Below are 21,444 nucleotides of genomic sequence, written 5' to 3' on the forward strand. Positions count from 1 at the left end.
CTCAAAAGAGGCCCTCGATTATTGATAAATTTTAATTTTAAAATTATCTTTTGATTACTGGTGTGTAATCTCTTTCAGTCTCACCCATGTAAACCTGACGTGGACGTGAAATACGTGCACCATCTTCTCTTAGTTCTTTCCACTGAGATAGCCAACCTGGAAGACGCCCTAGTACGAACATTGCTGTGAACATATTAGTTGGGATTCCAAGTGCCTTGTAGATGATTCCTGAGTAGAAGTCTACGTTTGGATATAGGTTACGTTTAACGAAGTACTCATCTTTAAGAGCAACTTCTTCAAGACCTTTTGCAATGTCAAGAAGAGGGTCTTGAATATCAAGCTTTTCAAGAATTGTATCACATGCTTTTTTAATGATTTTTGCACGTGGATCAAAATTCTTGTAAACACGGTGACCAAATCCCATAAGACGGAATGGATCTTCCTTGTCTTTCGCTTTTTCGATGAATTTTTGGTAATCACCACCATCTTTTCTAATTTCTTCAAGCATCTCAAGTACAGCTTGGTTTGCTCCACCGTGTAATTGTCCCCAAAGAGCTGTAACACCAGCTGCAATTGAAGCAAATACGTTAGCATGAGATGAACCAACAACTCTTACAGTTGATGCTGAACAGTTTTGCTCGTGGTCTGCGTGTAGAATTAATAAAGTATCAAGAGCATCTGCTACATCTTTATCAACTTCACCATCAAACATTAAGTTTAAGAAGTCTGATGAGTAATCAAGCTTAGCGTTTGAAGCTAGAGGGCTTTTCCCCATCGTCTTGCGATAGAATTGCGCCATCATAACTTTAACTTGTCCCATCATTTGAGTAATTGCCTTATTCTTAATTTCCTCAGTTGCCTCAGGGTTTAGGAATTCAGGATAGAACCCACTTAATGATGAAATAGCAGCAGCTAAAACACCCATTGGGTGTGCTGAACCAGGGAATTGATCAATGATCTTCTCGACTCCACCTGGAAGCTTACTTGAAGCAGCAATATCTTTGTTGAATGCTTCTAATTGAGCAGCTGTTGGAAGCTCCCCGTTGTATAGAAGATAAGATACTTCAGCAAAGTTTGAAGATTCAGCAAGTTGTTCAATTGGGTAACCACGGTATCTTAGGATCCCCTTTTCTCCGTCAAGAAAAGTGATCTTTGACGTACATGATCCAGTGTTTACAAAACCGATATCTAGAGTAATTGCTCCAGTTTGTGCTCTAAGCTTTGAGATATCTAAAGCGAGCTCATTTTCAGTTCCTTTAAGAGTTGGAACTTCGATCGTTTGACCATTGATTTCTATTTTTGCACTTTCGGCCATTTGTTTCCTCCAAAATTTAAGTTGGAATAACTTAAAAACATATAGATGTTAAGGTAATACGAATAATATTAGTATGATACATATATTCTTTTGCAAGATATGTCGACACGTCTTGCGTCTAAAACATGCGTCGCACAATTTAGACCTGCCAATTATCAGGGTCTTGCTGCCATCTCATCAGTAATTGATGGCCTTCTTTATTAATAATATCTTCAGACAAACAGATATCGGCTAATTGATTTAAATTTATTAGTGAAAAGATATCAATCTCCAACTCTTTTGCCACCTTCTTCGCATTAGGCGTCTGGTAGTCCACCAAACACAAAACAGAGTCTACCACATGGCCTTGATCACGAATAAGCCTTATGACTTTTTCAATACTTGAGCCTTGGTTTACCAGGTCTTCAACTAAAAGTAGTTTACTGTTTTCGCCAACTTTTCCTTCCACTATCTTACCTGTCCCGTGAGACTTAGGTTTTGAGCGAACATAATTCATTGGCTCGCTTCGATGAAATGCTAATGCGGCCGCATGTGAAATTCCAGCAGTGGCGACACCAGTTATAAAGTCATATTTAAGATTTTTATTATTTATCGTCTCACTTAAGAGCTCTATTGCTAAGGCCCACATTTTTGGATCTGAAGACATGAGACGATTATCACAATAAATCGGCCCTTCTTTACCAGAAGCATATTTAAATGGATTTTGTGGTGAAATTTTAATTAAGCCAAATTTTATCATCTCTTTTACAAGATCTTGAATTTTAGAATGCATGCTAACCCCTTTAAATTAGTTTAATCAAAATTATCCATCTTAAAAAGAAGAATCATTGTATAATAATCAACTGATTTACAAATATTTAACTAACTAAATTTTATTATTTCAATAACTTACCGATGAGTGGGCATAAGAAATACATAATTAAGATGAAATAATGAATTAAGGGGTTATTTTGAAGGCATTGTATATTTGTGATGAGAAAGATGAATGGGGATATATAAGAGACTCATTTTCTAACTGCTTTCCCGATATTCAACTACACTGTGCAATCAGTGGTGACGATGCAATCGATTTACTAAGCTTCGAAGGTCCATTTGCTATGATTCTAATCGAAGTCTCATTAAAGAATGAGGACCCTTCTCAACTTGCTGGAAAGATTCTATCCATTACTGGTCAAAGACCTTTTATCTTCCTTGGTATGGAGGCAATGGTAAAAGAAAGGATTCCTGATGCACTATATGCAAGAAGTGAATCTTCTTCGGCCCTTTTTAGACCTATCGAAGAAGAAGACTTTGTTACGGCCGTCAATAAAGCACTTGCCTGGGTAAAAAGTGAAGATTTTGGTTCAAGTATTGAAGAATTTGAAGAAGATGATCTTCTACCTATGAAGATTAGAGGCTTTTATCTTTTTGAAACATTGGCCTATGATGTTTATCTAGAATTAACTCAGACTAAATATACGAAAATCATTTCTGCAAATAAGAAATACTCTCATTCAACAATCCATTCTTATGCAAGAAAAAATATTAAGGTACTTTATTTAAAAAAGAACGATTACTTAAAATTCTTAGAGGAAGGAATTGAGAACTTATTAAAAGTCTTTGAGAGTAAGAAGAAGTTAAAGCAAGAAGAGGTTATCGAAAATCAAATTAAGGCCGTACTTCTTATTCATCAATATGTGAAGACAGTTGGTGTTTCAGAGAATGTGATAAACCTATGCGATAAGGTTATTCTTTGTAGTCGCGATATTGTTCTTGAAAATAAGAAGTATCGTAACGTACTCTCTTTATTTCCAAAGAGTGGGCCATTTGATATCGCCACTCAAGCAATTATGACTCTTTATTTATCACACTTTATTTTACAAGCGCTTGGCTGGGCGTCTGAGACATCTAAGAAAAAACTTGGTCTTGCCTCTCTTTTATATGATTCAATGCTTGAGAATGAAGACCTTATTAGTATTCAATCATTAGAAGATCCACAGCTGAAAATGTTTAAAGAAGAAGAACAGGAAAATTATCGTATCCACCCTATTAAGGCAGCAGAAATAGCACAGTATTTTACAGGCTATCCTGAAGCAGACTTTGTTATCGCGCAACACCACGAAAAACCTAAAGGTGACGGTTTTCCTAATAACCTAAGTACCAATAAACTTACAGCACACTCATGTGCATTTATCTTAGCAAATAATTTTATTCTAAGACTTTGTACAAGTACTGGTGGAAAGAAGAATCTTCTCAATATCTTTAGAGAGATGAAAGAAGTTTACAACCAAGGAAACTTCAAAGACCCACTAAATGCATTACAAAGAACGATTGTGTAAGTAAAAAAAATCTTAATTTTCATTATGATTTCTCATCTAAAAAACTTCCGTTCTTTAGTTTACATTTATTGGCCCTGAGATAAACTCTATTTATTGTAAATCATACATTCAATATTAAGGAGTTTATTGATGAAAAAATTATTATGCGCAGCTCTTTTTACAGTACTTACATCAACTGCATTTGCGGCCCATGGCCCAGCAGGTTGTGGTCTTGGTGCCGTAATCTTTGAAGGAAAGTCAGGTTTAGCTCTTAATGCTTTAGCTGGTATTACAAACGGAATCTTTAGTAACCAGACATTTGCAATGTCTACAGGAACTTTAAAATGTGAAGATGCTAAAACAGCAAGAGTTGCTGCAGTTTCATTTGTTGAAAACAATATGATTGCACTCTCTTCTGATATTGCAAAAGGTGAAGGTGAAAGTCTAGATGCTTACCTTGCCCTTATTAATGCAACTAACGCAGATAAGAACATTTTAAAAAGTAATTTTGATCTAATCTTTGCAGACAATGCAACTGCACAGATGGTTCATGAAAATATTAAGTCTGTTTTATTAATATAAAAAAAAGAGGGAGATGCCTCCCTCTTTCTTATTTTAAAGAAATACAATGTTAAAACAAGTTATCATAATAATATCTCTTTTAATCTTAGGGCCATATACCTATGGCCAACAAAGTAATATCGAGTTTTCTTCACAATTCTTATCATTAATGCGTTATCAAAAAACACTCTTTGGTGGTTATCAGTCTGCTGTTAAATCAAAAGAGTACTTTTTGGCAAAAGATGGAATGACAAACCCAACCAGTGAGCTGAATGCATCGATAAGAGAAATCACTTCCCCCCCTATTAAAGACATGAATAAGCACCCTAAATGTCTTTTTCCAGCAAGAGTGAAATTTCTAAAAAAGTATAAAAAAATACCTTCATCGATTAATTTAAAAGACTGTGAAGTCTATCAGGCCTTTGTAAAAAAACTCAGTGTCGATTCTGTTTCTCTAATTTTTTCGTCTTATTTTATAGAAAAACCCGCATCAACATTCGGTCATACATTTTTAAGGCTAAGATCAAAAACTTCTATTAAACAAAATAATGATCTCCTTGATTATGGAGTTGATTTCTCTGCCCAAGTAGACACTGTAAATCCTATTGTCTACGGATATAAAGGAATTACAGGTGGCTTTAAAGGCGAATTTACCCTTATGCCCTATTACGTGAAGGTCAAAGAATACAATGATATGGAATCTCGAGATTTATGGGATTATGAATTAAATTTATCTGATAATGAAGTCGATTATTTTCAGGCCCATCTCTATGAAATGAATAGGGCCTATTTTGATTATTACTACCTTAGTGAAAATTGCTCTTATCATATTCTAGCATTCTTAGACGCGATAAAACCAGAATGGAAGCTTCTTGAAGAGTTGGGTATAGCGGTACCTCCTGTTGATACAGTTTATGCTCTTTATAAGAATGACGAAATTATAAGAAACGTAAAATTTAGACCAGCTTCTTATACCAAAATAAATTTAAATATCAAGAATATGGATAAGTATCAAAGTAGCCTTTTTCAAAATCTCATAAATAAGAGGTATCAATTAAGCGAAATTAAAAATAATGAAAGTGATATATTTGTCCTAGACACATATAATCTCTATGTTGATTTTGAAAATGCAGAAGTCGATACGACGACAACATTGGCCAATAAAGAAAAACTTGAATACCGAAAGCAGAAATTTCAAATCAATAAGGCAAGATCTAAATTAACCGCAAGGCCAAAGCAAATTAGCTATCAGGAGGTTTATGATAAAGCTCCCCATAAAGGACACCTAACTGGGCGATTTGATATTAGAAATAATGTTGATACTAATGGAGATTATTTACAAATTGGCTGGCGTGGAGCTTTACACGATAAACTTGATACTCCAAACGGCTTCCTGCCAATGAGTACGACAGAACTCTTTAGTCTAGAATTTACATATAATAAATATCAAGATCAACAATTTCGTCTAAGTGAAGTGAGGCTTGCCAATATTGAAGCTTATCGACCAGTAAGAAGCTTTGCTAATAATATTAGTTTCCAACTCGAGGTTGGATACAAAGAAAGAGAAATGTTTAGTAATCGTAACTTGAGTCCATACTTAGATCTAAATATTGGACAAGTATATGGTAGTGATAGCTTTATATTTGGACTTTTAGCAGCTACTCAGAATGCTTATATATATAATTCAAATTTAGATTATATATTAAGCTACGGCCCAAAGCTATTCTTCGTTTATAGTCACGATAAATACTCTATTCATAGCTCCTACCAATACCTATTTCGTAATCAGTCGAAATTTAATAAGACACAAGAAGTTGAATTTGAAAGTCGTTATCACTTAAATAAGAAAATGAGTTTTAAAATTGGATACGAATATTTAGATAAGTTTTATCAACAAGGTTATGCAGGACTAAATCTATTCTACTAGCTTCATATCTTATATTTTAATATTTGCCAGTGTATTGATAATTTTCTTATAAGTGTGCTTTGTGAAGCGCTCTTTTAGTTTTTCCATTATCTCTTCAACATTTACAGGAACTTTATTTTCAATTTTTTGATAGATCTCTTCCGTAAAGGCTTCAGCGATAATAAGAACTTTTGCTAGTGGTGAAATATCATCTTTATAGCTTGTGGCAAAACCTTGACCATTAGGAGTACCATGATGTTGCATAATAATAACATCTGCACCTAGTGGACAACCTGGATAGCGTCTAATAGCATCTGCTGCCTCACTTGCGTGATTGATAATGATTTCTTTTTCATCTTCAGTGATATTTGGATCAAAGATAAGCTTATCCTCATACATTAGATCAGGATGTTTTTTGTAGATTTGAACTAGATACATATCATGAAAATAAAGAACAAATTTTAACTTCTCTTTGTGCGCATCACCGCCCCATTCAACATTATCGAGAATATGAGTAGAAACGTAACCTGCAATAATTGAGTGACTATAGAGAAATCCAGACTTTAGTGCCGCAAGGTCTTTAAGCAGAGATTTAAGATCAGGAACATCCTCAATAACCTCTTCCATTGTATCCATACACATCTGAGATAATTGAATGACTTCTTTTGTAACTTCTTGATCTTCAAATAATTGTTCAGCAACAGCATCAATACTTTGTTCAACAAAGTCTAAAGATTCCTGTTGTGGAGTCTCTGGAGTTATTTGCTCCATACTTTCTATAAGTAGTTGAGTAACTTTTTTTGTGAAAGCAAAACGCTCTTTAGCTGGTATGAGTAAATTTGATACACCTTGATCAAGGAATTCTCTTACCTTTGGCCACACATCACTTTCTTTATCAAAGATTTTAGTTGGAGCAGATTGGCCATTATTTTCTAGCATATAATACGTGTCACAGAATGCTTTCTTAAATGGGAAGAAAAGTCGGATTGGCATCTCATATAAGTCTTCAGTAATAACTGCTAAGACCTCTTTTGGATTCATTCCAAGTGATTTGAAAATATTTTGAATAATTCCAGGAATATCAAATTGGTTTTTAACGATATGATTCTCATCTGGGATCAAGTCTCCTTCACCAATTACAATAGAAGGAATATCTCGGTCGTTTTCAATGCAGTTATGATATGCCAATAATGCAGTATCCTCTCCATCAATACTTGCCATCGTAACTAATACATCAATTGCCACATCTGGATCTTCAATATGAATCAACGCCTTGTCTAAGCTCGATTCAAAAATAAGGTTCAACTCTGTATAGGTTTTCAAATTAACGCTATAAATTGAATTTAAGACCTCATTATCGCAGATAATTAATGCAGTTTTCACAAATTCCTCTTTAAATGATATTCTACAGATATTGTAGCATATACAATTACAGATAGTTAGCATTACAAACCAAAAGGAAAAAAATGCATTTGAATAAGAAAGATTTAGTAACAGGAAAAATTGTTGAGCGCTACAAGCGCTTCCTACTCGATTTTAAACTAACTAAGAAATTCAAGGATTACGATAAGAATGAAATTCACACAGCTCACTTGGCCAATACAGGGAGCATGAAAAGCTGTTGGGAGCCTAATTGGAAGGTTTTGATGACCCATAGTGATGACCCAAAGAGAAAACTTAAGTTCTCTGCTCAGATGATCTCAAATGGAGAATCATGGATCATGGTCAATACTGGATTAACAAATAAACTTGTTCAAGAAGCATTAGAAAATGGCGCTATAAAGGAGCTTTCAAAATATTCTCACTTTAAAAGCGAAGTAAAAATTGGAAAAAGCCGTATCGACTTTCTACTTAGCAACAAAGAGATTGATAAGAAAAACCTTGAGTTGGATAACTCACAAGTAAAGTACAACTTTGTGGAAGTAAAAAATGTTACTCTAAAAGTTGATGATCAAGCACAATTTCCAGATGCTGTATCCACAAGAGGACAAAAGCATTTAGAAGAGTTAATGCAATTAAAAGAACAAGGCCATGAAGCAACCATGCTCTACGTTGTTTCAAGGGAAGATATTAAAAGCTTTAATGTAAGCGATGTGGACAAAAGATATAAAGAGCTTCTCCATGAGGCCAAGAAAAAAGGAGTTAAAATCCTCGCCTATCAGCTAAGTATGAATGAAGAAGAAATAAAATTAGCAAAGAAAATTCCAATCAAATTATAAGTTAGTTGATTCAATCTTTTCAATTTGACCAATAATACTTGAGTAGACCTTACTCTCAGTTGGAATCTTTGTTAGTAGTTCTCCAAACTTAAGATAATTCTCTTTAGTTATAAAACGAGACATCTGAGTTGCAAGGATAGAGTCACTTGATGCAGGAGAAGCTTGTATTTCACTAATAATCTGATCACTTACCTTATGCTTAAAACTTTCGGACTTAGAATAACGATCTAGCTCATGAATTAGTAAATTAGTAAGCTCTCGATTTTGAGATTTCTTTGCAAGCTTAACGATAGCATTGAGAGATCTAATATCACTCTTTTGAGTACTTAATAATAAAACTGAATTCTTCTTTAGTTCATCATGTGGAATATCAATTAGATCAAGGGCCGTTGTAACAATAGAATGGGACCTAAAACCTCTTTTAAGTGTGAAATTATAAAGCTTATTAACCTTATCACTAATCTTTGAAGCAACTAATTGCTCATAACGATCATAATTTTCAGAAACTTCATCACTTTTAAAATATTCATCACAGATAGTGCGCAAGCATGATTTTAACTGAGAAAGAGATTCTTCATATGACTTATAAATATGCATATCTTCAACTCTTCTCTTCTTTAATGCTCGTGTGTTAACATCGTCAGAAATCGAAGCAATTGTTCTTTTAACGAAATCAGGTGAGCGATCCACATGCTTATACGGATTCGTTCCTTGACCAATTTCTTGCATAATTGTTGTTTCGATATCACTGCTTGTTAGAAAAACCGCCCCACATATAGAAGCGAGAACGACAGTGTTGATAAAGCTCTTTATCATTGCTTTCCTTTAATATTAACCAACCTAATCACTTGTCGGTCAAGATCAAGAAAATATTAAGCAATACTTTATCTCTCGCTCTAAAAATCAAGCACTTAGAGCGCTTTTCTTTGATAATAATTTATGAGTTCATCAATAGACTTTAACTCAAGACGGGCCAAATCACTTTGAATTGATTCATTTATAGAAGAAAGTAATTTAGGTCCTTGAAAAATGAAAGCTGAATAAATTTGTAGTGCTCGCCCACCAGCTCTCCAATACTCAACCACATCATTGTAGCTAGCAAAACCACCAACACCGATAAATTCAAGTGAGGGATAGTTTTTAATCTTTTCTAAACAGGCCTTACGAATATTATGTGCTTTCTTATAAAGAAGCTTTCCGGAAATGCCACCAACTCCCCTTTCTGGCATAATCGTTGTATTCGTAGCGATTATACCTGTTAGACGAAACTTAGCAGCTGTTTCTAGAATTGCATCGATCTCATCCATTTCAATATCTGGTGCTATTTTTAGATAGAGATCCACCTCTTCTTCTTTCCTATCTAAGGCCTTAAATAATTTCTCTAACGCATCTTTTGTTTGGTGAGAACGAAGGCCAGGAGTATTAGGAGAAGATACATTGATAACAATATAATCCGCTATATCCTTAAACTTTTGATAAAGAAGTCCATAATCCTTAGGAGCTTCTTCATCAGGTGTTGTTTTATTTTTGCCAATATTGACGCCTAGAGGAATACTTAGGCCTTTTGATTTTAGCTTTAATACTTGCTGATACATAAAGTCTGAGCCCAGATTATTAAAGCCCATACAATTTCTAATAGACTCTTCTTCTATGTAGCGAAAAAGCCTTGGCCTTTCATTTCCGATTTGTGGACGAGGTGTAACAGTTCCAACTTCAATAGCGCCAAAGCCAACTTGAGATAAGAATTCATAGGCCCTTGCATTCTTATCAAGTCCAGCAGCAAGTCCAACGGGAGACTTCCACGTTAGGTTCCCAACTTTTAAACATGTTTTGGGATCAATATGAGTATTAAATAAAGATGCAAAAAGAGGAAAGCTCTCCATTAACTTTATCGTTAAATCATGAGCATCCTCGGCATCGAGTTTAAAAAGTAGAGATTTTAATGCTGAATAAACCATTAGTATAACTTTACAAAGTCACCTTCGTGAACAGAGCCCCCAGAATGGAGAATACCAATTGAAGCATCAGGTCCAACATAGTCAATGATCTCAATAGTTCCCTTCACTTCACCTTTAGAAACACCAATTAGAGCTCCAGTTTCAGGATCGTAAATATCAACACCTTCTGTTACAACTTTTAAGACGTCACCAATATTAAGTCCTGAATCTCGTCCAGCATTAACATAGATATTATTTCCTATAATCTTTGCAACACGACCAACCCATTCAAGCTTTGCGGCCGTATCTAGAATTCGAGGAATAGACCTTCTAACTGCAACCTTAACGACATACCTTAGAAGGTCTTGTCTATATTTTGATTTAGATTGTTGATCTGATTTAAAGAATCGATAACTCTTATCATCAGCATAACCATTTAAGGTGTCAGTATAGATTTCTTTATTTGAATTTACATCAAAGATGCGGATTTCGACTTTTGCCTCACTATAACTCTTTGTACTTCTAACAAAGCCAACCTCATCTGATTTTTCTCTGACTCGGGCCTCAATGATACGCCCAAAAATCACAAAGTTAATTCCTTCACCTTTGGCCTTTCTTGTCATCTGTACAAGCTTAGACCCACCTTGTGAGTAAACCTGTTTTGAGGAACCAAAAAGTCTTGCAGACATTGGATCAACAATAAATTGACCTGTTCGATTTATTTCACGTCTAAGCTCTTCTGTTGCCACAACACCAAGGTCCTGGCCTCCAAACGGCGACTCATTGAAAAAAGTTAAAAGGGCAACTTTCTTCTTAACACCTGTAAAGTGTGTCCTCTCCATTGGTCTCGCTTGACGTCCACGATTATCTCTTCTTTGAGGTGGAGCAAGCAGTGAACAAGAAGTTGCTAAGATTAATAAAATTGGTAAAAAATACTTCCTCATAACTCTTATGCCTTATTACTGTCTCTTTGATTCAACTTTTTTTGTTAATGGACTTTCATTATTATGAATAACATTAAAAACAAATGGAAGAGTATCATCTCTTTTTACGATGGCCTCATCACCAAGTTTAACTGTTTTAAACTTTTCTAAGACTTCCATTGCCTTATCTTTATCACCAGAAAAAGTGATTGTTATATTAACAACATTACGAAGAGTTGCAGAAATTTGAGGATCAAAGAAATAAACAACACCTTCTTCTTTTAGCATTCCTGCAAAATCAAAAGCTTCATTAATATTTTTCGTATTTTTTAATACGATCTCAAATGAGTTCTTGATAGAGACTTTTTCTTTAACAGTTCTCTTTAATGACTTCATTTCACTAATTGGAAGCTGATAAACAAAACTTGCGATCTCAGAGCTTTGCTTATGAGGATCTTTTGTCGAATACTCCTGAGAAGCTGGAGCAAAATCAGTAAAAGTAACCACAGCACCATCACGTAAGTCAGTTAGAACAAAACCACCAAAGGTTTTGATATTAATGAGCTGCTGCTTTTCGTCCTTGTACTCTTTAGATAATGTAATATCTAAGTTCATCATAAGAGAGTTTCTAAGTTCATTTTGGCGTGAGCCAAAAATAGCAGTGTCATTGCCCTCTCTTAGTTGAGCAAGGGGCTGTTTTAAATGCTCATAGATTTCTTGTCGAGTTGACGGGTTTACAACTTCAATACCATCTAGGAAAACACCACCAACGCTGGCAGAAAGCTCTTGCAACCAATGTTCTTCAACAACATCAGTAAATTTTGATTTTGAACTTACACCTACTTCTTCCCAAGTCAGATCATTTAACTTGTAATTGATATTCAAATATAGTCTTGAGAATGTACGGTTCTTACCTGTACCAATAAATCGATAGTAGATCTCTGAAACAAGTTTACGATTAACTTTAGCGTTAATTGTAATGTAGTGAGTATCAGCTCGAGATAGAGACTTCGACATCTTCTTAATCGCATATGAAGTGATAATAGAATTGAACTTTCCATAAGAAGCTTGTGAAGTAAGTTTCTTATATCGAAGTCCTCGATCGTATCGATCTTTTTGGGCAGCACTTAATTGAACAGGATTCCCCTCTTCATCTACTGCACCAAATTTTTGATCATAATTTTCTTTTATAGGAGCAAAGTGCTCTTCAAACTTTGTTTCGTAATTTTGCCAAAATGTTTTTCGATCAAGGCCAAGTTTTTGAAGTTCTGAATCTAATACATTACGAACTGTATTGGCATAAAGTTGCTTTTTTATGAAAGAGAGGGTGTCACCTGGTTTTGATGTGAATTGACCCTTCGCTGTTACACTGGCCGCAAAAGTCGCACTTGTGCCTAAAAAAGCGAGTAAAATTATCAGTTTTCTCATATCCATCCCTAGATTTATTCTAATCTTTAATAACTTACGTGTTTATTTTACCTTACATCACTGATTTTTCCATCAATAATAAACTTCACCGCGTCTGCATCAAAAATCTCATTAATTTTCGCGGCCATCTGTGGCGTTGGGTTAACAAGATAATCACTTCCAAGTGGCATACGGGCCTTACCATTTTCATGTTCAAAAATAATATGCAGTGGAACAGTCCCTCTATGACCTAATATTGTTTGCTTAAGACGGTTTAGACGGCCTTCATTTAGTGAACCTGTATCAACATTTAGTCTAACTGATGACACTCGCTCCTCGGCCTGTTCTTTAAGTTTTTGTATCTTAGATGGGAAGAATTTTCGCGGTTCTTCTGCCAGGTTCACTTGTCCAGTCATAATGAGAGGATCATCTGTTGCCAGAATTTCTTCATACTGAACAAAGGTCTTTGGGAAAATGATACATTCAATCTTACCCGACAAATCTTCTAGGGTAGCAAAACACATGCGGTCCCCTTTCTTTGTCATGATATTCTTACGTTCAACAATCATCCCCGCAAGAACCATATCCCTTTTTGACTGCCCATCAATATCTTGAATCTTCCCAATTGGCATCGATGCCATTTGTTCAATAACACCTTGGTAGCGATCAAGCGGGTGACCTGAAACATAGACTCCGATTAGCTCTGCTTCTTGAAGGAGTTTATCTCGATCATCCCAGTCGCTAACATAATCAATATCTAATTTATTTGCACCTGTATCTTCTGCACCTTCTCCAAGATCAAAGAGATTCGTTTGTCCCATCTCTTTTTCTTTTTGACGCTTCTGAGCAAAGGCAACAACCATCTCCATATTCTCAACCATCGTTCGACGATTAAGTTCTTTTTCACAACCATCAAATCCACCAACGCGAATTAATGCTTCAATAGTTCTCTTATTAACTTGACGTAAATTTACACGCTCACAGAAGTCAACAAAGCCAACGAATGGCCCATTTTCTGTACGCTCTCGAATAATTTCTTCGACAGCACCTTCACCAACACCTTTAATGGCACCCATACCAAAACGAAGGTTTCCATCAACAACGTTAAAGAGCCAAAGGGACTCATTAACACAAGGAGCAAGCACTTCAATATCATGCTTTCTAGCATCGTTAATAATTGTCGTGATCTTATCTGTATTAGAAAGTTCTGTACTTAGAAGACCTGCATAGAACTCTGGTGGATAATAAGTTTTTAAGAATGCTGTTTGATAAGCAATATATGAATAAGCAACAGCGTGTGATTTGTTAAAACCATATTCCGCAAACTTTGCCATTTGATCATAAAGAGTTTCTGCAATCTTTAGATCGTAATTTCTTTCTTTTGCACCATCTAAGAAGATTTGCTTATGGCGCTCCATCTCCTTAAGTTTCTTTTTCCCCATGGCCTTACGAAGCATATCCGCTTGTCCAAGAGAGTAACCAGCAACCTTACGAGCAATGTTCATAACCTGCTCTTGGTAGATGATGATTCCGTAAGTATCGTTTAGAATTGGCTTAAGATCTTCAAATGGATAAGTCTCTTCTTTTCGGCCGTGTTTGATCTCAACGAATTCATCGTGCATTCCCGAGCCCATCGGACCTGGACGATAAAGGGCGTTAATGGCCGTAATATCATCGAGAGTATCTGGTGAAATACGACGACATAAATCCTGCATCCCTGAAGATTCCAGTTGGAAAACACCAATTGTATCCCCTTCAGAAATCAAGTCATAAACTTTCTTATCTTCGTAGTCGATTGCCTCGATATCAAAGTCAGGCATATAGTCACGCTTAATAAAATCAGAAGCGTAGTCAATAACGGTTAGAGTTTTAAGCCCAAGGAAGTCAAATTTAACAAGTCCAATTAACTCAGAGAAGTCCTTATCAAATTGAACAACCTTCTCACCCTTTGCCCCTTTAAATAATGGACAATAATTTACAAGTGGCTCAGATGTAATGATAACACCTGCAGCGTGAATACCAGCGTGACGATAGAGGCCTTCAAGTCTTTTTGAGATGGTAAAAATTTGGCGAATCTTAGGATCAGTTTCAATTAGCTCCTGAAGTTTTGGCTCCATCTCAATTGCTTTATCAAGTGTAATTCCAATCTCATCAGGAATAAGTTTTGAAATCATATTGGCTTCAGCAAATGTTAAGTCATATACACGAGCAACGTCTTTTACAACTGCCTTTGCTTGAAGCTTACCAAAGGTAATGATTTGTCCTACTTTATCTTCACCATATTTTTGCGTTACATATTCAATTACACGCTGGCGTCCCGCTTGACAGAAATCGACGTCAAAGTCAGGCATGGAAATACGCTCAGGGTTAATGAAACGCTCAAATAGTAAATTATATGGAAGTGGATTAATATTGGTAATCGTTAAGGCATAAGCAACGAGAGAACCTGCTCCGGAACCACGTCCTGGACCTACAGGAATTCCATTATCTTTTGACCATTGAATGAAGTCCGCAACGATAAGGAAGTATCCAACGAATCCCATTTGCATAATGAGATCCATCTCATACTGGAGACGCTCATAATACTTTGGTTTCTGCTCTTCCCAATCCGGTTGGTTAACAATATTTCTAAACTGAGGTCCATCAAAACGAGCTTGAAGTCCTTCTCTTACCTCTCTTATGAAATACTCATCAAGAGTTTCACCTGTATCAATTTCAAAATCAGGTAGATGATAAATTTGATTTCCATCATCATCATGCCAAGAAAGTTCAACATTACACTTATCTGCAATTTCCAGAGTATTGTCACAGGCCTCTGGGCAATAATGAAAAGCGGCACGCATCTCTTCTGGTGATTTGTAATAAAATGCATTTGAAGTCATGCGCATTCTATTCTCATCGGCGTAAGTCTTACCTGTTTGAATACAAAGTAGAACTTCTTGTGCAGTTGCATCCTCTGGCGTCATATAGTGAGAGTCATTAGTTGCAACTAATTTGATATTATTTTTCTTAGCAAAGTCGATAACCTTTTCGTTAACAATTTTTTGCTCAGGAATACCGTTTTCTTGAATTTCTAAATAGAAGTCTTCCGGTCCAAAAATATCGCTTAGTTTCTCAATTGCACGAATGGCCTTTTCATCTTGACCAGTAAAGAAGTTATAACCAACCTCACCTTTTAAACAAGCAGTCGTACAAATGAGACCTTCTGAATATTCACGAAGTAATTCTACATCCGCTCGAGGCTTATAGTAGAAACCTTCAAGGTAGGCTTTTGATAGAAGCTTACATAGGTTTTGGTAACCAGTATTATTTTTAGCAAGAAGAATTAAGTGGTGAATTTGTCTTGAAGACTCTTCAGCATCTTGAGAGCTAATATTAGCAGACTTCTTTGCAGCACGACGATCAAAACGAGAACCAGGAGTGAAATAAATTTCAGAACCAAGAATTGGTTTTATACCTGCATCTTTACAACGAGTGTAGAAATCAATAGCACCAAACATATTTCCGTGATCCGTTTGTGCGATTGCAGGAACACCAAGCTTTTGAGCTTCAGGTATTAAATCCTTTAAACGGATCGCTCCATCCAGTAGTGAATACTGTGTATGAAGGTGTAAATGTACAAAACTATCAGGGTGTGTTTCTTTTAATGATTTCTGAATTTCGTTGGCTTCGGTAGTGTCATTCGATTCGATGTTACTATCTTGTTCCATGGATTCCTCAAAATGTCTTATTTTATTAGTGTGTCGTGCATTTAATTATCCCATTTTCCAGGTGTTTTGTCATATTCTTATAATTCATTTGCTAACCAAATAACAAAGACATAACGCAACGCTTTACCGATGAACATCATGATAAAAGTAGGCGCGACGCGACATCGAAAGTATCCTAGTGCCACGGCCATGGGATCACCAATTATTGGCATCCATGTAAGTGAAGCAAGTAAGGTCCCAAAGCGTTGAATGTGGTGTTGTAAATTAAGAACTTTCTCTTTACTAATTTTAAAGAATTTTTCACACCAACTTAATTTCCCCAGATGGCCAAGGTAATAACAACTCACTCCACCAAGAAAATTACCAAAGCTTGCGGCCAAGAAAATTGAAGTCTTGGGAAGTCCTAGTTTTACAGCGCTAAAGAGAAATACTTCAGAACTAAAAGGCAGGATCGTCGCTGCTGCAAATGAGATTAAGAAGAGGCCAAAAACCCCATATTCTTGAATAAGGTCCATTGTTCATCATTATGATTATTTTCAAACAATTAAGCAAAATCTTTTAACAATTCCCCAATAAAATCAGCATAAAGCCAGATACAAATTTAATTCAAGGAATGATCACCATGGTAAATTATACTCCACCAATTGAAAGGGATAAGGCCCCAAGACAACGAGAAAAGGATGAGCACTTTACATCAAGCTACAATATTATAAACCGAGTTATTAAAGAATCGCTGCCACTTCATGCAGATATGGATATTCAGCAAGCTGGAGAATTCTTTATTAAGCATCAAATAACAGGACTTCCCGTTGTTGATGAACATGAGTGTCTTGTAGGATTTCTTTCTCAAAAAGACTGTCTCAAATACAGCCTTGATGCCAAGTACTATAATCATGCATCATCTAAGGTCGAACATTATATGAGCGAAAATGTTGTGACGATTCCAAAAGAATCAACTCTAACATTCATCGTGGAATTATTTCTTCACTACCCCTACCACACCTTTCCCGTTATTGAGAATGGACAAGTCATTGGAATCGTTGAAAGGACAACCGTCTTTGAAGTAATTCACAACATGAAGGGAACCAACTGGTAAATCTCTATAAACACGTAACATTTACAAGAAATCAGGCTGACTGTTTACAAATTTGATACAGATTGTATACATTCGCATTTTAATTCTTCGTCGCACTGGATAAAAAGCCTCAACGAAATAATGTTGGAGGTTTGTTATGAAGAATTTATTAGTTTTGGTTTGTACATTTTTAGCGTTAACGGCAAATGCTGAAGTTAGTAAATGGTGTAAAGATACGAGTTTTATTTTAGAGAATGCAATCGTAAGTGGTTTTGACACAACTACATATGAAGAAGAACTAGAAATTCTTCTCGATGCATCACACTTTGTACTTGAAAGTACTCCTAAGAAAAACTTCTTCTACTTTTACACAACTCTTGCAAGTGCAGTAGATGGAACTCAAGTATATGAATCAACTGAGCATCAAGTACTCTTCCTTAGAAGACACTTAAGGGATGCCATTAGTGACCTTGATAAATTCCACTACCGACTAACAAGAAAACTTTGTCTTTGGTGTTACGGTAATCACAAAGAATATGTACAAGACGTTCTCTCACGTGGACTAACTGAAGGTGAAAGAGCAAAAAATGATGAGACAGAACTTGCTGTTCTTGATCGAGTATCAACACTGGCAATTGATCTTATCGAGGATAGTACATTCTCAAGAAAATATGAGTGTGCAAAAAAGAGTTTAACTTTTGCACTTCAAACTAGAGATGTCATGAGTAAGAGAAGAAACGTACTGAGTGCATATCGTTTAATGAGAAATAACGGCTGTAACTAAGAAAAAAAGAGTTAATTGGAGAGAGTATGAAAAAGTTAATTGCAACGATTTTATGTGTATCAGTTATGAGTACCAGCTCAATGGCCTTCTTTGGCAAGGAAAAGGGAATCTCTGGTAGATACAAAGGTAAAGAAAGGATATCTCTAAACTATAATGGAATTAGATTACTTGGTGACTGTAATGGTGATTCGAGATTTGGTTTTAATGTTGCCTCTGTTGCAGCTGCAGGCTTAGCGACACTACTTTCTCCTGCTGCATCCGTAGCAACTTTTGCCCTTATGCAAGGCTGGAAACAAGCAGCCTGTGTCGATAAGAGCGTTGGCCGCACGAATATCTTCAAAGTAAAACTTGAGGCAAAAGTAGTTGAAACAAACTCAGAAAGAATTACGTTAATGATCTCTTCAAAAGATAAGAAGAAGTGTGCAGGTTTTTCTATTAAGTTAATCGGTGAACCAGATGGTTTTGGCGCATATGACCTTTATAAGAATAAAGATTCATATTTAAAGAATGAAGTCTTTGGTACTGCGACTTATGCTGACAAAGAACTTGATATCGCTGTTACTGAGGCACTAGAACTTTATACAAAAGGTCGCAATGGACACAATTGTCTTTGGGATCTTAGGCACGGTCTAAATATTAGTCTAAAAAAATAATTTATTAGTGGGGGAAAAAATGAAAAAACTAATAACGATTTTCACATTACTAACGCTTGCAAGCTTTAACACAAATGCTTTCTTTGGAAAGAAAGAAATCAGTGGAGAATATAAAGGTAAAGAAAGAATCGCTCTTGAATATCTAGGTGCTTCATTTTTAAAAGGCTGCTCAAGTTATAAATTGGGTGACTATGAACTCCTAGCACTGCTAGGAACTGGAATTGCTTATGCCGTTAGTCCAATCACAGGATTAATAACACTAGCAGCTTCCCAAGGAACGATTGGTGTTCTTTGTTTTGATCAATCAGTTACTAAAACGAAAAACTACAATATTAGACTTAAAGCATCTGTTACAAAGACAAGTTCTGATCGTATTTCGATGGTTATCACATCACAAGATAAGAAAAAGTGTGCTGGATTCACTCTTAAACTAATCGGTGAAGGTGATGGTTTTGGAGGTTATGATCTCTACAAGAATAAAGATTCGTATCTTAAAAACGAAGTCTTTGGTAATGCAACTTTTCACGGCGGAAAGTTTGACTTATCAATCTCAGAAGATATGAGCATGTTTACAAAAGGTCGCAAAGGTTACAACTGTAAATGGGATCTAGAGCACGGACTAAACGTTAGGTTTAAATAGACTTGAATTTAGAAACAAATTCCCCAAATTCAAATAATATGCATCACGTAGATATATTCAACTACGTGAATGCATCTTTATACCTACGAGATACTTGGCTAAAGAAGAAAGAAAATAACCCCAACTTTTCAATAAGATCTTGGGCCAACAACCTCGGTATCAAATCACATACTCAGCTACACCAGGTTTTAAATGGAAAGAGAAATCTTCCAAGCAAGTATATTATAAGCATTGCAAAGAATTTGAAACTAACGACAAGTGAAGCTGATTATTTTGAAAAACTCGTTAAACTTCAAGCGGCAAAGTCGGAAGAAGAAAGACTGTTTTATCTTCAATCGATACAAAAAAATAATGAATCAATTGAGGTATATGAAGTCGATAGCTACGAATTAATAAGAAGTCCTCTAAACTTCTTTATCTTAGAGCTATTTTGCCTTATTGATGGGCAACTAACACCATTAAAGATTCAAAAGAGTTTAATCCATCACTACCCTTTAAATGAGATTAGAAAGAGTGTTGAATTATTAACAAAACTCAAAATGCTAATCGTTAAAGATGGTTCCTACCGAAAGGCACATGGAACTGTTTTTACGGCCAATGATATTCCTAACCTAGCAAAGCAGGAATATCATAAAAATATCGCAGAACTTGCAAAAGAAGCAGTTTCTAAGCAGGCACCACTTGAAAGAGAGTTTTCTGGATTTACTTTCGGTATTAAAGCAGAAAATCTTCCTCAGGCCAAAGAAGAACTAAGAAAATTCAGAGAAGAGTTTTCACAAAAATTTATAGAAAAGGATTTTGAAGGTAATCAATTATATCATTTAGCAATTAACTTTTTTGCTATTTCCAATAAGGTTGAATAATGAAAGTACTTTTAATTTTAGCACTATCGATTTTAACAATTTCAAATACTGTACTTGCAAAACCAACAGTTCGCTCTGGTGGATCAGGTGTGGGAAATGGTGGAGATACAGTTAGACTAAGATTTATTAGTACTGGCCAAGGAATCATTGAATATTATAAAGATGGTTTTAAATCAATAGATGATGTCCTCATCTCACCTATTCTACTTAAAAGACATCTAAATATTCAAACAATTAGAACATCTAAAGATTTATTAATTGATAATCTTGGAAACCCTGTTAGTGCAATTGGAGAGCCAGGAAGTATTACTCTTTATGTGGGAGATGAGATACCTGAGCTACATTGGGATAATATATTTAAGAACTCGCGCCTAGCTAATATAATGGTTTTACATGAACTACTTAGGGCGCAAGGGATTAACGATGATAATTATGTGTACTCAAGCATTGTTCTTAAGAAACAAGATATTCTAGACATTGGTAACTTCAGAATGAAGTGGGCCAAGCAATCTTTTGATATTGTGAAAACGACTCAACTTCGCTCATTTCATTCAAAGTCAATTGAAGAGGAATTAAACTACTTTGAACAAGCAAATAAGAAGTTAAAAAACTATAATACAATTGAACTAGCAAAACTGATAAAGCTTAATATTGAATTTTCAAAAGCTATAAAAAAGGATGCCGGTGAGCTTTCTTTATTAAAAACAATGAGAGCAGACTACAAATTATTAAGAGATGTTATACCTATGGTTGATAAGCTTTCATACCAAACGATTATGGGTGAAAATAACTATAAGATACTAAACTCTTTAACACTGCTTCTATTAAAGGACTTCTATTTTAAGGTAAGAATGGCCAACCTTGAAGTGAATCAAGAGAGTCTTTCAATGCTTAAGAATTATACATCTGAGTTCATCAGTGCCGTAAGCATTGCATCTGAAAATTGGCTTATCTGCACAGGGATTGAGCAAAGCCTCAATTCACTATCGAGTGAGTCATATGTAGTGGATAAGAGCGATATAAATATGATTATCTCTTCTCTATTAGGTGTTTTAAGAGACGAGCGTTGTATATAACTTAAGATTTCAACACCTTAGCATCTGTAAAAAATGCGCACTCCCCTCTCTTTTGTTGAACACGACCATCTATTCTGC

At 35.5% G+C, this 21,444-nt stretch carries 19 protein-coding genes; 10 read left to right on the forward strand and 9 right to left on the reverse strand.

The window, feature by feature from the left end:
- Positions 1-43: 43 nt before the first annotated feature.
- On the reverse strand, positions 44-1,315 hold the full coding sequence (locus tag DAY19_RS06195) for a citrate synthase (RefSeq protein WP_114706330.1): 1,272 nt from the start codon (positions 1,313-1,315) through the stop codon (positions 44-46).
- A gap of 139 nt (positions 1,316-1,454) precedes the next feature.
- Positions 1,455-2,087, reverse strand: coding sequence for an orotate phosphoribosyltransferase (pyrE, locus tag DAY19_RS06200; protein ID WP_114706331.1), 633 nt, complete (start codon positions 2,085-2,087; stop codon positions 1,455-1,457).
- 178 nt (positions 2,088-2,265) lie between these two features.
- On the opposite strand from pyrE, the gene DAY19_RS06205 reads away from it, so the two are divergent.
- From DAY19_RS06205 to DAY19_RS06215, 3 genes are all read left to right on the forward strand, one after another.
- On the forward strand, positions 2,266-3,633 hold the full coding sequence (locus DAY19_RS06205) for an HD-GYP domain-containing protein (RefSeq protein ID WP_114706332.1): 1,368 nt from the start codon (positions 2,266-2,268) through the stop codon (positions 3,631-3,633).
- A gap of 129 nt (positions 3,634-3,762) precedes the next feature.
- Complete coding sequence (locus DAY19_RS06210) at positions 3,763-4,194, forward strand: DUF3015 family protein (RefSeq protein WP_114706333.1); 432 nt, start codon at positions 3,763-3,765, stop codon at positions 4,192-4,194.
- 46 nt (positions 4,195-4,240) lie between these two features.
- Positions 4,241-6,100: an Lnb N-terminal periplasmic domain-containing protein gene (locus tag DAY19_RS06215; RefSeq protein ID WP_114706334.1), complete on the forward strand. Its 1,860-nt coding sequence runs from the start codon at positions 4,241-4,243 to the stop codon at positions 6,098-6,100.
- A gap of 9 nt (positions 6,101-6,109) precedes the next feature.
- Here the strand turns inward: DAY19_RS06215 and DAY19_RS06220 are convergent, their stop codons facing one another.
- Positions 6,110-7,462, reverse strand: a complete 1,353-nt coding sequence (locus DAY19_RS06220; protein WP_114706335.1) for an HD-GYP domain-containing protein — start codon at positions 7,460-7,462, stop codon at positions 6,110-6,112.
- A gap of 83 nt (positions 7,463-7,545) precedes the next feature.
- Here DAY19_RS06220 and sfsA point away from each other — a divergent pair, with 83 nt between their 5' ends.
- A complete protein-coding gene (sfsA, locus tag DAY19_RS06225) occupies positions 7,546-8,298 on the forward strand; it encodes a DNA/RNA nuclease SfsA (RefSeq protein WP_114706336.1) in 753 nt (250 codons plus the stop codon).
- Here sfsA and DAY19_RS06230 read toward each other — a convergent pair.
- The 6 genes from DAY19_RS06230 to DAY19_RS06255 form a co-directional block, all read right to left on the reverse strand.
- Positions 8,293-9,114, reverse strand: a complete 822-nt coding sequence (locus DAY19_RS06230) for a hypothetical protein (RefSeq protein ID WP_114706337.1) — start codon at positions 9,112-9,114, stop codon at positions 8,293-8,295. The genes sfsA and DAY19_RS06230 overlap by 6 nt on opposite strands.
- A gap of 95 nt (positions 9,115-9,209) precedes the next feature.
- Positions 9,210-10,256, reverse strand: a complete 1,047-nt coding sequence (locus DAY19_RS06235) for a quinone-dependent dihydroorotate dehydrogenase (RefSeq protein WP_114706338.1) — start codon at positions 10,254-10,256, stop codon at positions 9,210-9,212.
- A complete protein-coding gene (locus tag DAY19_RS06240; RefSeq protein WP_114706339.1) occupies positions 10,256-11,179 on the reverse strand; it encodes a hypothetical protein in 924 nt (307 codons plus the stop codon). The genes DAY19_RS06235 and DAY19_RS06240 overlap by 1 nt, the downstream gene beginning before the upstream one ends.
- Positions 11,180-11,194: 15 nt before the next feature.
- Positions 11,195-12,586: a hypothetical protein gene (locus tag DAY19_RS06245; RefSeq protein WP_114706340.1), complete on the reverse strand. Its 1,392-nt coding sequence runs from the start codon at positions 12,584-12,586 to the stop codon at positions 11,195-11,197.
- Between the two features lie 47 nt (positions 12,587-12,633).
- Positions 12,634-16,275, reverse strand: coding sequence for a DNA polymerase III subunit alpha (dnaE, locus tag DAY19_RS06250; RefSeq protein WP_114706341.1), 3,642 nt, complete (start codon positions 16,273-16,275; stop codon positions 12,634-12,636).
- A 77-nt stretch (positions 16,276-16,352) separates the two neighbouring features.
- Positions 16,353-16,790: a YqaA family protein gene (locus DAY19_RS06255; RefSeq protein WP_114706342.1), complete on the reverse strand. Its 438-nt coding sequence runs from the start codon at positions 16,788-16,790 to the stop codon at positions 16,353-16,355.
- Positions 16,791-16,888: 98 nt separating this feature from the next.
- Here DAY19_RS06255 and DAY19_RS06260 point away from each other — a divergent pair, with 98 nt between their 5' ends.
- The 6 genes from DAY19_RS06260 (at position 16,889) to DAY19_RS06285 (ending at position 21,366) form a co-directional block, all read left to right on the forward strand.
- Complete coding sequence (locus DAY19_RS06260) at positions 16,889-17,371, forward strand: CBS domain-containing protein (RefSeq protein ID WP_114706343.1); 483 nt, start codon at positions 16,889-16,891, stop codon at positions 17,369-17,371.
- 136 nt (positions 17,372-17,507) lie between these two features.
- Positions 17,508-18,134, forward strand: a complete 627-nt coding sequence (locus DAY19_RS06265; protein ID WP_114706344.1) for a hypothetical protein — start codon at positions 17,508-17,510, stop codon at positions 18,132-18,134.
- Positions 18,135-18,160: 26 nt separating this feature from the next.
- Entirely contained in the window at positions 18,161-18,787 is a 627-nt protein-coding gene (locus DAY19_RS06270) for a hypothetical protein (RefSeq protein ID WP_114706345.1), read from the forward strand.
- Positions 18,788-18,806: 19 nt separating this feature from the next.
- Complete coding sequence (locus DAY19_RS06275) at positions 18,807-19,427, forward strand: hypothetical protein (RefSeq protein WP_114706346.1); 621 nt, start codon at positions 18,807-18,809, stop codon at positions 19,425-19,427.
- Between the two features lie 38 nt (positions 19,428-19,465).
- A complete protein-coding gene (locus DAY19_RS06280) occupies positions 19,466-20,290 on the forward strand; it encodes a TIGR02147 family protein (RefSeq protein WP_133296902.1) in 825 nt (274 codons plus the stop codon).
- Positions 20,290-21,366: a hypothetical protein gene (locus DAY19_RS06285; RefSeq protein WP_114706349.1), complete on the forward strand. Its 1,077-nt coding sequence runs from the start codon at positions 20,290-20,292 to the stop codon at positions 21,364-21,366. Before DAY19_RS06280 ends, DAY19_RS06285 begins: the two co-directional genes overlap by 1 nt.
- The last annotated feature ends 78 nt before the right edge of the window (positions 21,367-21,444 follow it).

Source organism: Halobacteriovorax vibrionivorans (assembly GCF_003346865.1).
Classification (GTDB): domain Bacteria; phylum Bdellovibrionota; class Bacteriovoracia; order Bacteriovoracales; family Bacteriovoracaceae; genus Halobacteriovorax_A; species Halobacteriovorax_A vibrionivorans.